This is a genomic window from Pseudomonas sp. P7548, from assembly GCF_013386585.1.
GTDB lineage: Bacteria > Pseudomonadota > Gammaproteobacteria > Pseudomonadales > Pseudomonadaceae > Aquipseudomonas.
Map to the genome: position 1 here is coordinate 17978 of NZ_JACARO010000079.1, position 13036 is coordinate 31013.

The window sequence follows — 13036 nt, forward strand, 5'->3', positions numbered from 1 at the left end:
TTTATCTATTACCGATTGCAACACGCCCTTTGGGGCGGCAATCTGTATGCATAACCAGTGTTCGAATCCCTCGTGAAATGGCCAATCCCCTCGACGATCCGCTCTATTACCTGCATAACTTCCGGCAAGTGCTGCTCTGGCTGGGGCAACGCTATGCCGATTTGCTCGACCCTGACGAACAGCATTTCATTCAGCATTTTGACAGCTTGCCCCAGGCCTCCCAGGCGTTATTGGTGCGCATGGTGATGCGCAAGGGCATGCATTTTCGGGCGAGCAAACTCAATTACGTGGAAGTCGGCTGCACCCACGCGGCAACCGCGCCGCTGGTGCAGTTGGGTTGGGTGGATGAGCACAGCCCCCTGACCTTTGAAACACTGTTCGCCTTGCTGCAAAAAGGCGAGGTCTTGGCAGTCTTCAAGCCGTGGATCGAGCAGCCCAAGGCCAACAAGGCCGATTGGCTCGAGGCCTTGGCCGCACAGTTCACCGAGCTTCGCAGCTTTACCCAGTGGTGTCCGCAGACCACCGACACGCTGTACAGCCTCACCGTGATGGACCTGTGCGACCGCCTGCGCCTGATGTTCTTCGGCAACCTGCACCAGGACTGGTCCGAATTCGTGCTGGCTGACCTGGGCATCTACACCTACGAAAAGGTCGAGTTCTGCGCCGAATCCCGTGGTTTGCGCAGCCGTGACGACGTGCACGGCTACCTGTTCCTGCACGGGTGTCAGCAGGCGTTTGAAGCCGGGCTGGCACTCGACGAGGTGTTGGCTCACATCGCCACGCTGCACACCGACAACCCCTGGCTGGAAAAACGCCGCGCCAAGCTGTTGTTCCAGATTGGCCAGTACTGCGAGCGCAGCGCCGAGTTGGACCTCGCCGAGCAGATTTACCGGCAATGTGCCTATCCCGGGGCACGTTCGCGGCTGATCCGCGTACTGGAACGCCGCGAGGACTACGCCCAGGCCATGGCCCTGGCCTGTACCGCACAGCAGGCCCCGGAAAGCGCCGCCGAACAGCAGCACCTGTTGCGCGTGCTGCCACGCCTTCGGCGCAAACTCGGCGAGCCGGCGTTGCCCAAGACCAAGCCTCGTCCGGTCACCCGACTGGACCTGGCGCTGGCACCACCCGATGAGCTGATGTCGGTGGAATATTGCGTGCAGGCGCACCTGAGCGAGCCGGACGCGCCGGTGCATTACGTCGAGAATGGCCTGATCAACTCGTTGTTCGGCCTGCTGTGCTGGGAGGCGATTTTCGCACCGTTGCCCGGCTCGTTTTTCCATCCGTTCCAACGCGGCCCTGCAGACCTGCACAGCGAAGACTTCCACCAGCGCCGCGCCGCGCTGTTCGCCGCCTGCTTCGAGCAACTGAGGGATGAACGCTACAAGGCCACGATCCGCCAGCGCTACGCGGACAAGTGGGGCATTCAGTCGCCGTTCGTGTTCTGGAACCTGCTCAGTGACGAGCTGCTGGAGCAAGCCCTGGCCTGCCTGCCCGCCGAGCACCTGCGCTACTGGTTCGAGCGCCTGCTGCTGGACATTCGCGCCAACCGCGCCGGCATGCCCGACCTGATCCAGTTCTGGCCGGCCGAAAAGACCTACCGCATGATCGAGGTCAAGGGCCCGGGCGATCGCCTGCAGGACAACCAACTGCGCTGGTTGGAGTTCTGCGGTGAATACCAGATGCCGGTGACGGTGTGCTACGTGCGCTGGGCAGAACCCGCTTGAGCTACAGCGTGGCGGTGCGCGCGCTGTGTGAGTTCACGGCGAAGGTGGGCGACCTGGACCTGCGGTTTACCCCGTCGCCCAGTGCCCAGGAAGGTATCGTCGGCCACCGCACCGTGGCCTCGCGGCGCAGTGCGCACTACCAGAACGAAGTGGCGCTGGAAGGCGAGTACCTGCAACTCAAGGTGCGGGGCAGGGCAGACGGCTACGATCCGGACGCCAATCGCCTGGAAGAAGTGAAAACCTATCGCGGCGACCTCGACGCCCTGCCCGCCAACCACCGGCAACTGCACTGGGCCCAGGTCAAGGTGTACGGCTGGTTGATGTGCCAGAAGCTGGGTCTCGACGCCATCGACCTGGCGCTGGTGTACTTCGACATCGTCGGCGAGGGCGAGACCCTGCTGAACCAGCGCTACCCGGCCGCCGAACTGGAGGTCTTCTTCAATCAGCAATGCGCGTTGTTCCTCGGCTGGGCCACGCAGGAAATGCAGCATCGTGACGCGCGCAACAGTGCCGCCAGCACCCTGGCGTTTCCCCATGCCGCGTTCCGCCCCGGCCAGCGCGTGTTGGCCGAGTCGGTCTACAAGGCCGTGAGCACCGGCCGCTGCCTGATGGCCCAAGCGCCCACGGGCATTGGCAAGACCGTCGGCACGATCTTCCCGCTGCTCAAGGCCCTGGCGCCCCAGCAACTGGACAAGGTGCTGTTTCTCACCGCCAAGACCCCGGGGCGCAAGCTGGCGCTGGACGCAGCGCAGGTGCTGTACGACAGTCACCCCGACCTGCCGCTGCGGGTGTTGGAACTGGTGGCCCGCGACAAGGCCTGCGAACACCTGGACAAGGCCTGTCACGGCGATTCCTGCCCGTTGGCCAAGGGCTTTTACGATCGCCTGCCGGCTGCCCGTGAGGCGGCGTCCCAGGTACGCCTGCTCGACCAGCGCAACCTGCGCGAGGTGGCTTTGGCCCATGACGTCTGCCCCTATTACCTGAGCCAGGAAATGGCGCGCTGGACTGACCTGGTGGTCGCTGACTACAACTACTATTTCGACTTCGGCGCCATGCTCTTCGGCCTGGCCCAGCTCAACCAATGGCGCGTCGCCGTGCTGGTGGACGAGGCGCATAACCTGGTGGAACGTGCGCGCGCGATGTACAGCGCCAGCCTCGACCAATACAGCCTCAAGACCCTGCGTGACACCGCGCCCGAAGCGCTGAAAAAGCCCCTGCAACGCCTCAACCGCGAGTGGAACGCGCTGCATAAGGAACAACTGGCGCCGTATCAGGCCTACGCAACCCGGCCCGACAAACTGCTGCAGGCCTTGAGCCTGTGCACAGGCGCCCTGGGCGACTACTTCAACGACCATCCCGAATCCCTCACCGGCGACCTGCAGGCGTTCTATTTCGAGGCCCTGCAATTTGCCAAGGTGGCGGAGCTGTTCAACGAACACTTCATCTTTGATATCAGCAAGCGCCAGTTCAGCGGCAAGCGCAGCAGCTCGACCCTGTGCCTGCGCAACGTGGTGCCGGCCGAGTTCCTGCGGCCCAGGCTCACAGCGGCGCGCAGCAGCGTGCTGTTTTCCGCCACCTTGAGCCCACGGCGCTACTACGCCGACCTGCTCGGCTTGCCACCGGACACGGCGTGGGTCGACGTTGAGTCGCCGTTCAAGGCCGAGCAACTGACGGTGCGCATTGTCGATCAGGTGTCCACGCGCTTTGCACACCGCGAGGCGTCGCTGGCGCCCATCGTCGCGTTGATCGCCGCCCAGTTCGCAAAAAAGCCCGGCAACTACCTGGCGTTTTTCAGCAGCTTTGATTACCTGCAACAGGTGGCGCAGTTATTGGCCGAAACGCACCCGCATATTGCCTTGTGGCAACAATCACGGGGCATGGCCGAGGCCGAGCGCCAGGCTTTCCTCGATCAGTTCACCGAGCACAGCCAGGGCATCGGTTTTGCCGTGCTCGGTGGCGCCTTCGGTGAAGGCATCGACCTGCCTGGCGCACGTTTGATCGGTGCCTTTGTCGCCACCCTCGGGCTGCCGCAACTGAACCCGGTCAACGAGCAGATGAAGCTGCGCATGGGGGCCATCTTCGGTGCCGGCTACGACTACACCTACTTGTACCCGGGCCTACAGAAGGTGGTGCAGGCGGCCGGCCGGGTGATCCGCAGCCAGCAGGACGAAGGCGTGGTGATGTTGATCGATGACCGCTTTGGCGAGCCACGGGTGCGTCAGTTGTTGCCGCAGTGGTGGGCAGTCGGTTGATGTATTCCTGGCATCAATGATGCTGGCCTCGACCCACCGGATGCGCCAGGCTGTGGCAAACCCTTCGCCAGGCTAAACCCATGAGCCAGCACACCCTTCGCGTCAACGGTATCGAGCTGAGCGTGCACATCGCCGGCCCTGAACACGGCCAGCCGGTGTGGCTGCTGCACGGTTTTCCTGAATGCTGGCATTCCTGGCGCGAGCAGATACCGGCGTTGGCGGCGGCGGGCTACCGGGTTTTCGCGCCAGAGATGCGCGGCTATGGTCGGTCGAGTTCGCCCGCCGAGATTGCCGATTACGACCTGCTGACCCTGTGCGGCGATATCCAGCAGGCCATGGACCATTTCGGCCACCGCGAGGTGGTAATGGTTGGCCACGACTGGGGCGCCGTAGTGGCCTGGCACCTGGCATTGCTGGAGCCCGAGCGGGTCACGCGGTTGATCACGATGTCGGTGCCGTTCGCCGGGCGCGCCCGCCGGCCAGTGATCGAGATCATGCGCGAGCTGTACGCCGACCGTTTCAACTACATCCTGTATTTCCAGGCACCCGGTGTGGCCGAACGGGAATTGAATGCTGACATCGAGCGCACCCTGCGGTTGTTCATGCAGGATCAGGACGTGTTCCTGCAGAAGAAATCCCCCGACGCCACCTTGCTTGACGGTGTCTCAACCCCCGCCACGCTGCCGAACTGGTGCCGCCAGCAGGACCTCGACGTCTACGTGCAGACTTTTACCGAGCACGGCTTTCGCGGCCCGTTGAACTGGTACCGCAACTTCGAACGCAACTGGCAGCGCACCGAAGCCCTGGCCGGCCGGCAGGTGCTGCAACCGACGCTGTTCCTGATCGGCGACCGCGACCCTGTCGGGGTGTTCGAAGCCCACACGATCAAGCGCATGCCCGATTCGGTGCCCGCGCTGGAGCAGCACGTGCTCCCCAACTGCGGGCACTGGATTCAGAACGAGCAGGGCGCTCAGGTCAACGCGCTGATGCTCGGGTTTCTAGGGAGAACGTAAAGGTCGCGCCATGGCCGGGGCGGTCCACCAGCTGGATGCTGCGCCCGTGCAGTTGCAGGATGCGGTGCACGATGCGCAGGCCCAGGCCGCCATCCCGGCGCGCGCCGCCGATGGTGAAGGCACGCAGGAACAAGCCTTCGCGCAGTTCGGCGTCGATGCCGGGGCCGCTGTCGCTGACCGTCACCGCCACGCCATCCGCCGCGCTCGCCAGCAGCACTTCCACTTCGCCATTCACCGGCGCGTGGCGCAGGGCGTTGTCCAGCAGGTTGGTCAGCACCCGTTCGATCAGGCCCAAATCCGCCAACACCGTGGGCACCTGGGGGGGCAGGGTGGCGGTCAGGGTAATGCCCCGGGCTTCGGCGGTGAGCTCGAATTTCTGGAAGATGTCCTGCACCAGGTCGGGCAGCGAAAAGCCTTCGATCACCGGCTGCACAAAGCCGTGTTCCAGGCGCACCAGCTCCAGCAATGACTGGGCGAGGCCGCCGACCTTGCGGCTCTGGTCCAGCGCGATGCCCAGGTAACGGCGGCGCTCTTCGGGGCTGAGGCTGGCGTCCTTGAGGGACAAGGTTTCCAGGTAGCCGTGCAACGAGGCCAGGGGCGTGCGCAGGTCATGGGAGATATTCGCGACCATTTCCCGGCGTTCCTGGTCCTGGTGAGTAATGGCGCGCCATTGTTCGCCCAGGCGGTTTTCCATCTGCACGAAGGCGTGGTCGAGCACGGCGATCTCATCCCCGCTGGTGAGTTCGGGCGTCAGCGGCGCGGGGGCTTTGGGCGCGCCGTTGATATCGAACTGGCCGACCTTGTCGGTCAACTGGCGCAGCGGCCGGGTGATCCAGGCGAACGCGATCAAGCCCGCCATCAGGCACAGCAGCGCGACCAGGCCGATGGACCACAGCGCGATCTTGAGTGCCATGCCGGTCGCGTCCTTGGCGTCGTACACGTCATGGGCTTCGCCCAGCAGCACCACGTAGAGGAAGCCGGTTTGCTGGCCGTTGGCCTTGAGCGGTGCGGCACTGAACACTTTGCGCCCGTCAACGCTGCGCGGGTCGTCGCCGAGGATCGGCAGCATGGCGCCGCTGAGGAAGCGGCGCACCGGCGTTAGGTCGACGCGGTCACGCAGCAAATGCCCGCTGGGCGCGGCATTGCCGACCACGCGGCCGTCGATGTCGAGCAGGTACACCTCGACACTCGGGTTGACCAGCATCAGCTGGCTGAACAGGTTGCGCACGGCGTCAGGCTTGAGGCCATCGGCGTCCATCAATTGGGTGTCACGGGCAATGTGCGCCGCCAAGTCGCGGGACAGGCCTTGCACCACTTCCAGTTCGTGCATGTGGTTGGAGCGCACCTGCAACCACGCCGACGTGCCGCTGCAAATCACCAGCAACACGGCAAACACCACCGACAGGCGTTGGGTCAGGGTGAGTTTCATGGCGCGCTCTCGGCAAATTTGTAGCCACGGCCCCACACCGTGAGGATGCGCGTCGGGTTGGCCGGGTCGGCTTCGACCTTGGCGCGCAGACGGTTGATGTGGGTATTGACCGTGTGTTCATAGCCTTCGTGGCTGTAGCCCCACACCGCATTGAGCAGGTCCATGCGCGAGAACACCTTGCCCGGTTGGCGGGCGAAAAAGTACAGCAGGTCGAACTCACGCGGGGTCAGGTCCAGGCGCTGGCCCTGCAAGGTGACGTCGCGGGTCAGCGGGTTGATGAACAACTGGCCGAGGTCGAGGCTGCCGGCGTCCATCTTCAGGTTGCGCGCCATGGCATCCACCCGGCGCAGCAGGGCTTTGACCCGGGCGACCAGTTCCGGCATCGAGAACGGTTTGGCCAGGTAGTCGTCGGCACCCAGCTCCAGGCCGAGGATGCGGTGCAGTTCGCTGGACCGTGCGCTGGTGATGATGATCGGCGTGTAGCGCGCCATGGCTCGGGCGCGGCGGCAGATCTCCAGGCCGTCCACACCGGGCAGCATCAGGTCGAGGATCAAGGCATCCCAACCGCCTTGTTCCAAGAGGCCCAGGCCTTCGGTGCCATCGGCGCTGTGCACCACCTCGAACTGCTCGTCCCGCAGGTGCAGGCAGATCAGGTCGGCAATATGGGCGTCGTCCTCGACCACCAGGACTCGTTTTGGCTGATCCATGTAGAGAAACCTTTACGGGTAGTCCGCGCATTGTGCGGGTTTTGCCACAGTGTAGTTATCACGAATTGTTTAACTCTGCGTGAGGATTCCGCGACCGCCCACAGCGCACGATAGCGCCATTGGAGTGAGCGAGCTCGCCTCGCGCGGCGGCTTACCAGACGCCTTATGTCGACCTGACACACCGCCGCGCGGGGCAAGCCCGCTCACTACGGACGAGTTCATGGGAGGGTTATATGTATTCGAGACGACAAATACTGCTGGCTGGTGGCGGCCTGGGTGTCGCCGTCCTGGCCGGTGGCCTGCTCAAGCAACTCAACGTGGTCAGCGACGCCGAAGCCGCCGAAACCTTCGAGGTCAACCACACCGAGGCCGAGTGGCGCAGCCTGCTGACGGCCGAGCAATTCGACGTGCTGCGCGAGGAGGGCACCGAACGCCCTTACAGCAGCAAGCTCAACGATGAACACCGCACCGGCACCTTCGCCTGCGCCGGTTGTGCGCTGCCGCTGTTTTCCTCGACAACCAAGTTCGACAGCCACACCGGTTGGCCGAGCTTTTGGCAACCGCTGGACAACGCGGTCGCCAGCCACGTCGACACCTCCTACGGCGTGGTGCGCAAGGAAATCCACTGCCGGCGTTGCGGCGGTCACCAAGGGCACGTGTTCGACGACGGCCCGCCACCCACCGGCCTGCGCTATTGCATGAATGGCGCCGCCATGACGTTCACGGCGGCGTAAGCCGATGTCTATTCATTCGTATAAGGGACGATCCCATGTGGCTTCTGGTTCTCGCGTATCTGGGCGGCGTGCTGACGATTGTCAGTCCGTGCATCCTGCCTGTTCTGCCTTTTGTCTTCGCTCGCACCGGGCAGCCGTTTATGCGCAGTGGCTTGCCGCTGTTAGCGGGGATGGCGGTGACGTTCGCCCTGGTGGCCTCGCTGGCGGCGGTGGGCGGCGGCTGGGTGGTGCAAGTCAATCAGTACGGGCGCTGGCTCGCGTTGCTGTGCGTTGCCCTGTTCGGACTCACGCTGCTGCTGCCACACCTGTCGGAGCGGCTGACACGCCCGTTGGTGGCGGCCGGCAGTCGTCTCTCGGAAGCCGCCGGGGCCGACGCCAAGCCGCGTCCGGGCGCTTCGTTCCTGATCGGCGTGGCCACCGGTTTGCTGTGGGCGCCGTGCGCCGGGCCAATCCTCGGCTTGGTGCTCACCGGCGCGGCGCTGCAGGGCGCCAGCATCGGCACTACCTTGCTCTTGCTGGCTTACGCCGCGGGGGCTGCGACGTCCTTGGCCTTGGCGCTGCTGGTCGGCGGTAAAGTCTTTGGCTTCATGAAAAAGTCCCTGGGTGCCGGAGAATGGCTGCGCCGTGGCCTGGGCGCGTTGATGCTGGCCGGTGTGGCGGCGATCGCTTTGGGCCTGGACACCGGCGTGCTGTCGCGGTTGTCGACGGCTTCCACCGGTGGCCTGGAACAAAGCCTGGTAGATAAGCTGAGTGCCAAGCCTGAACCGAAGGGCGGAGCGATGATGGCCGGTGGCGCAATGATGATGGCTGCCAACCACAGCGACACACTGCCCATCGAGGGTGCGCTGCCGCCCTTGGACGGCGCCGTGCAATGGCTCAACAGCCCGCCGCTGACCGCCGAAGGTTTGAAAGGCAAGGTGGTGCTGGTCGATTTCTGGACCTACTCCTGCATCAACTGCCTGCGTACCTTGCCGTATGTGAAAGCCTGGGCCGAGAAGTACCACGACCAGGGCCTGGTGGTGATTGGCGTGCACGCACCGGAATTTGCCTTTGAACGCGACGTGAACAACGTCACCAAGGCCATGAAGGACCTGGGCATCACCTACCCGGTGGCCATCGACAACAACTACAAGATCTGGCGCGCATTCAATAACCAATACTGGCCGGCGCATTACTTTGCCGATGCCAAGGGCCAGATCCGTTATCACCACTTTGGCGAAGGCGACTATGCCGAGTCGGAGCGGGTGATCCAGCAACTGCTGCGCGAAGCCGGGGCCAAGAACGTGGCCGGTGGCCTGATAGAGGCCGACGCCAAGGGCGTGCAACAGGCGCCGGACATGAACGAAGTGCAGTCGCCGGAAACCTACCTGGGCTTCCAGCGCGCCGAAAACTTCGTCACCGCTGGCACCCTGGGTACCGACAAGGTCGTGAACTACCCCGCAGCCGGCACCCTGGCGCTGAATAACTGGACGCTGGAAGGCCCGTGGAACGTCGGTGGCCAGCAAGCCACTCTCGATCAGGCAGGTGGGCGCATCGTCTACCGCTTCCATGCCCGCGACCTGCACCTGGTGCTGGGCCCTGGCGCCGATGGCAAGCCGGTACGCTTCAAGGTGACGGTCGACGGCCAGGCCCCGGGCGATGCCCATGGCACCGACGTGGCGCCGGATGGCAGCGGTACCGTGACCGAGCAGCGCCTGTACCAGCTGGTGCGCCAGCCCGGCGCGGTGCAGGACCGCACCTTCAGCATTGAATTTCTGGACCCGAACGTATCGGCGTACGCCTTCACGTTCGGCTGAATTGAAAACCCAATCACTGTGGGAGCTGGCTTGCCAGCGATAGCGCCGGGCCAGCCACTTCATCTGGCACTGACGCACCGCCATCGCAGGCAAGCCAGCTCTCACAGTCGACCGTGTTCTGGAGTGATAGTGATGAAACGACTCAAGTTTTTACCGGTACTCGCTTTCGCGGCTTTTGTCGGCCAAAGCTCGGCGTTCTCCTTCGGTGGTGCTGAAGACGCGGTGATGATCGCACCCCCCACCCTGGACCTGCCCGCCACCTCCGGCAACCTGCAAACCGCCGTGTTTGCCGGTGGCTGTTTCTGGGGCGTGCAAGGGGTGTTCCAGCATGTGCAGGGCGTGAAAAACGCTGTGTCCGGCTACGACGGTGGCGCAGCGAGCACCGCGCAATACGAGACCGTCAGCGGTGGCGATACCGGGCATGCCGAATCGGTGTCGGTGACCTATGACCCGAGCCAGGTCAGCTACGGCAAGCTGTTGCAGATCTACTTCTCGGTGGCCCACAACCCCACTGAGCTGAACCGCCAGGGCCCTGACAGCGGCACCCAATACCGTTCGGAAATCTTTGCGCAGAACGCCGAACAACAGAAAGTCGCCCAGGCGTATATCGCCCAGCTGGACACGGCCAAGGCCTTCGACAAGCCGATCGTGACCAAGGTAGAGATGGGCAAGGCGTTTTACCCGGCGGAGTCTTATCACCAGGATTTCCTCACCGAGAACCCGTCTTACCCCTACATCGTGATCAATGACCTGCCAAAGGTGGCGCAGCTGAAAAAACTGTTCCCCGACCAATACCGCGCCGAGCCGGTATTGGTAAAAAACCAATAACCACCACAAAACCACTGTGTGGGAGCGGGCTTGCTCGCGAATGCGATGTGTCAGATACATATGAATTGACTGACCCACCGCTTTCGCGAGCAAGCCCGCTCCCACAGTGGTCCTGTGTCAAGCCTGGGATTTAGCCTTGGCCAGGTACGGCGCCAGGCGTCGGCCCATTTCCTCACCCAAAGCCTGCAACCCGCTCAACGGACGGACCATCACTTCAAATTCGATGATCTGCCCTTGTTCGTTGAAACGGATCAGGTCGATGCCCTTGAGCTGCTTGTCGCCCACCCGTGCGCTGAACTCCAGCACCACGCTCAGGCCATCGCCGGTCGCCAGTTCACGGTGGTAGGTGAAGTCTTCGAACACCTTGATCACGGTGTTGAGGATCATCGACACCACGGGCGCGCCAGGGTAGGGCGTGTGGGCCATGGGCGAGCGAAACACCGCGTCGGCGGCCAGCAGCTCGGGCAGGGACTTGAGGTCACGGGCGGCCAGCATGGCGTGCCAACGTTGCAAGGTGAGGGCGGCAGCGGGGGTGAGGGTCAGTTCGGACATGCTCTGTACCTGTTCTTATGGTGGGAAGGCGTTGCACCTGCCCAACATAAGAGCGGTATCAAAGGAGGGTCAATCACCCGAATTGACAGTTAAGTGACCCAATTGCACTCACACCACTTCCAGGTAAGAGCTGTGAATGGCCCTGGCCAGTTCGCGCACGGTGTCGATAAAGTCGGTGAGGCGGCTGTGCAGGCCGTCTTCGAGGATTTCGTCGATCCCGGTGTAGCGCAGCCGCGCTTCGAACTCGGCGGCCAGGCGTTGGGCGGTGCGCCCGTAGCTGCCGGGCAAGTCGGCGAGGATGTGGCTCAACTCCTCGATGCAGGCGTGCAATGAGCGTGGCACGTCACTGCGCAGCAACAGCAACTCAGACACCGACCGTGCATTCAACGCATTCGGGTACAGCTCGGTGTAGGCCTCGAATGACGATAACGCCCGCAGCAGCGCGCTCCACTGGTAATACCCGCGTGCCGACAGGTCGCTGACCTCTTCCGATTCTTCGCCAAACATCTCGTAACGCGCATCGAGCAGGCGCAGGGTGTTGTCCGCTCGCTCGACAAAGGTGCCCAAGCGAATGAAGCGATAGGCGTCATTGCGCATGATGGTGCCGGAGGTGGCGCCGCGAAACAGGTGCGAGCGCTGCTTGACCCAGTCACAGAAGTGGCTGATGCCATGCCGCGCCAGGCCGCCGGCGGCGATGCTGCGCATTTCCAGCCAGGTGGCGTTGAGGTTTTCCCACATGTCGGCGGTGATGCGCCCGCGTACCGCGTGGGCGTTGCCCCGGGCGGCGCGCAGGCAGTTGTAGATGCTGGCGGGGTTTTCTTCGTCGAGGGCGAAGAAGTGCAGCATGCGTTCGGCGTCCAGCTGCTTGTGGCGTTCCAGGTAACTGTCCAGGGTGCCGCTGCTGAGCAACGACATCGCCAGTTCATCCAGGCCATCGCTGCGCCCTGCCTGGGGCATCAGCGACAGCGAATAACTGACTTCGAGCATGCGTGCCAGGTTCTCGGCACGCTCCAGGTAACGGGACATCCAGTACAGATCTGCGGCGGTTCTACTCAACATGATTCAGCCCTCCACCACCCAGGTGTCCTTGGTTCCGCCGCCCTGCGACGAGTTGACGATCAACGAGCCTTCCTTCAGCGCCACGCGGGTCAGGCCGCCCGGCACCAGGCGGGTTTCCTTGCCCGACAGCACGAAGGGCCGCAGGTCGATATGCCGGGGGGCGATGCCGTTTTCGACAAAGGTGGGGCAGGTGGACAGGCTCAGGGTCGGCTGGGCGATATAGGCGTGGGGGCGCGCCTTGATGCGCTGGCGGAAGTCCTCGATCTCGGCCGCCGTAGACGCCGGGCCCACCAGCATGCCGTAGCCACCGGAGCCTTGGGTTTCCTTGACCACCAGTTCCGGCAGGTGGGCCAGCACATGGGACAGTTCATCGGGTTTGCGGCACTGGAACGTCGGTACGTTTTGCAGCACCGGCTCTTCGTCCAGGTAGAAGCGGATCATTTCCGGCACATACGGATAGATCGATTTGTCGTCGGCCACGCCGGTGCCGATGGCATTGGCCAGCACCACATTGCCCGCGCAGTAGGCGGCGACCAGGCCGGGCACGCCGAGCATCGACTCCGGGTTGAACGCCAGCGGGTCGAGGAAGGCGTCGTCGATGCGCCGGTAGATCACGTCCACGGCCTTGGGGCCGTCGGTGGTGCGCATGAATACCTTGAGGTCTTGCACGAACAGGTCGGCGCCTTCCACCAGTTCCACGCCCATTTCCCGGGCGAGGAAGGCATGTTCGAAGAATGCGCTGTTGAAGCGCCCAGGCGTCAGCACCACCACGTTGGGGTTGTCCAGGCGGCTAGCGCTTTTCAGGGTCTTGAGCAGCAGGTTGGGGTAGTGGTCCACCGGCGCGATGCGTTGCTTGGCGAACACTTCGGGGAACAGGCGCATCATCATCTTGCGGTCTTCGAGCATGTAGCTCACGCCGCTGGGGGTGCGCAGGTTGTCTTC

11 protein-coding genes are annotated in these 13036 nt (G+C 63.6%); 6 read left to right on the top strand and 5 right to left on the bottom strand.

The annotated features are described in order from the left end of the window. The first annotated feature begins 77 nt into the window (after window positions 1–77). From HX803_RS26715 to HX803_RS26725, 3 genes are all read left to right on the top strand, one after another. Window positions 78–1724: a VRR-NUC domain-containing protein gene (locus HX803_RS26715; protein WP_178924879.1), complete on the top strand. Its 1647-nt coding sequence runs from the start codon at window positions 78–80 to the stop codon at window positions 1722–1724. Next, window positions 1721–3976, top strand: coding sequence for an ATP-dependent DNA helicase (locus HX803_RS26720; RefSeq protein ID WP_178924896.1), 2256 nt, complete (start codon window positions 1721–1723; stop codon window positions 3974–3976). Before HX803_RS26715 ends, HX803_RS26720 begins: the two co-directional genes overlap by 4 nt. Window positions 3977–4056: 80 nt before the next feature. Beyond that, window positions 4057–4989, top strand: a complete 933-nt coding sequence (locus HX803_RS26725) for an alpha/beta fold hydrolase (RefSeq protein WP_178924881.1) — start codon at window positions 4057–4059, stop codon at window positions 4987–4989. Here HX803_RS26725 and HX803_RS26730 read toward each other — a convergent pair. Beyond that, window positions 4952–6418: a HAMP domain-containing sensor histidine kinase gene (locus tag HX803_RS26730; RefSeq protein WP_178924883.1), complete on the bottom strand. Its 1467-nt coding sequence runs from the start codon at window positions 6416–6418 to the stop codon at window positions 4952–4954. The genes HX803_RS26725 and HX803_RS26730 overlap by 38 nt on opposite strands. Continuing rightward, a complete protein-coding gene (locus HX803_RS26735) occupies window positions 6415–7125 on the bottom strand; it encodes a response regulator transcription factor (RefSeq protein ID WP_178924885.1) in 711 nt (236 codons plus the stop codon). Before HX803_RS26735 ends, HX803_RS26730 begins: the two co-directional genes overlap by 4 nt. Before the next feature lie 233 nt (window positions 7126–7358). On the opposite strand from HX803_RS26735, the gene msrB reads away from it, so the two are divergent. The 3 genes from msrB (at window position 7359) to msrA (ending at window position 10483) form a co-directional block, all read left to right on the top strand. Continuing rightward, window positions 7359–7859, top strand: coding sequence for a peptide-methionine (R)-S-oxide reductase MsrB (msrB, locus tag HX803_RS26740; protein ID WP_178924887.1), 501 nt, complete (start codon window positions 7359–7361; stop codon window positions 7857–7859). 35 nt (window positions 7860–7894) lie between these two features. Beyond that, window positions 7895–9655: a cytochrome c biogenesis protein DipZ gene (locus tag HX803_RS26745; protein WP_178924889.1), complete on the top strand. Its 1761-nt coding sequence runs from the start codon at window positions 7895–7897 to the stop codon at window positions 9653–9655. Window positions 9656–9787: 132 nt separating this feature from the next. Further along, on the top strand, window positions 9788–10483 hold the full coding sequence (gene msrA / locus HX803_RS26750; RefSeq protein WP_178924891.1) for a peptide-methionine (S)-S-oxide reductase MsrA: 696 nt from the start codon (window positions 9788–9790) through the stop codon (window positions 10481–10483). A 117-nt stretch (window positions 10484–10600) separates the two neighbouring features. Here the strand turns inward: msrA and HX803_RS26755 are convergent, their stop codons facing one another. The 3 genes from HX803_RS26755 to HX803_RS26765 all read right to left on the bottom strand — a co-directional run. Further along, window positions 10601–11035, bottom strand: coding sequence for a nuclear transport factor 2 family protein (locus tag HX803_RS26755; protein ID WP_178924893.1), 435 nt, complete (start codon window positions 11033–11035; stop codon window positions 10601–10603). A 108-nt stretch (window positions 11036–11143) separates the two neighbouring features. After that, the gene (locus HX803_RS26760; protein ID WP_017253783.1) at window positions 11144–12094 is read right to left on the bottom strand and encodes an alpha-E domain-containing protein; all 951 of its coding nucleotides are present in this window, start codon (window positions 12092–12094) and stop codon (window positions 11144–11146) included. Window positions 12095–12097: 3 nt separating this feature from the next. Further along, window positions 12098–13036 (bottom strand): circularly permuted type 2 ATP-grasp protein (locus tag HX803_RS26765; RefSeq protein WP_178924895.1); only part of this gene is annotated, 939 nt, incomplete at its 5' end.

What these genes read in the sequence shown, in the direction of transcription:
- HX803_RS26715 (WP_178924879.1), top strand. Translation starts at nt 78, where the DNA reads ATGGCCAATCCCCTCGACGATCCGCTCTATTACCTGCATAACTTCCGG.
- HX803_RS26725 (WP_178924881.1), top strand. Translation starts at nt 4,057, where the DNA reads ATGAGCCAGCACACCCTTCGCGTCAACGGTATCGAGCTGAGCGTGCAC.
- HX803_RS26730 (WP_178924883.1), bottom strand. Translation starts at nt 6,418, where the DNA reads ATGAAACTCACCCTGACCCAACGCCTGTCGGTGGTGTTTGCCGTGTTG.
- HX803_RS26735 (WP_178924885.1), bottom strand. Translation starts at nt 7,125, where the DNA reads ATGGATCAGCCAAAACGAGTCCTGGTGGTCGAGGACGACGCCCATATT.
- msrB (WP_178924887.1), top strand. Translation starts at nt 7,359, where the DNA reads ATGTATTCGAGACGACAAATACTGCTGGCTGGTGGCGGCCTGGGTGTC.
- HX803_RS26745 (WP_178924889.1), top strand. Translation starts at nt 7,895, where the DNA reads ATGTGGCTTCTGGTTCTCGCGTATCTGGGCGGCGTGCTGACGATTGTC.
- msrA (WP_178924891.1), top strand. Translation starts at nt 9,788, where the DNA reads ATGAAACGACTCAAGTTTTTACCGGTACTCGCTTTCGCGGCTTTTGTC.
- HX803_RS26755 (WP_178924893.1), bottom strand. Translation starts at nt 11,035, where the DNA reads ATGTCCGAACTGACCCTCACCCCCGCTGCCGCCCTCACCTTGCAACGT.
- HX803_RS26760 (WP_017253783.1), bottom strand. Translation starts at nt 12,094, where the DNA reads ATGTTGAGTAGAACCGCCGCAGATCTGTACTGGATGTCCCGTTACCTG.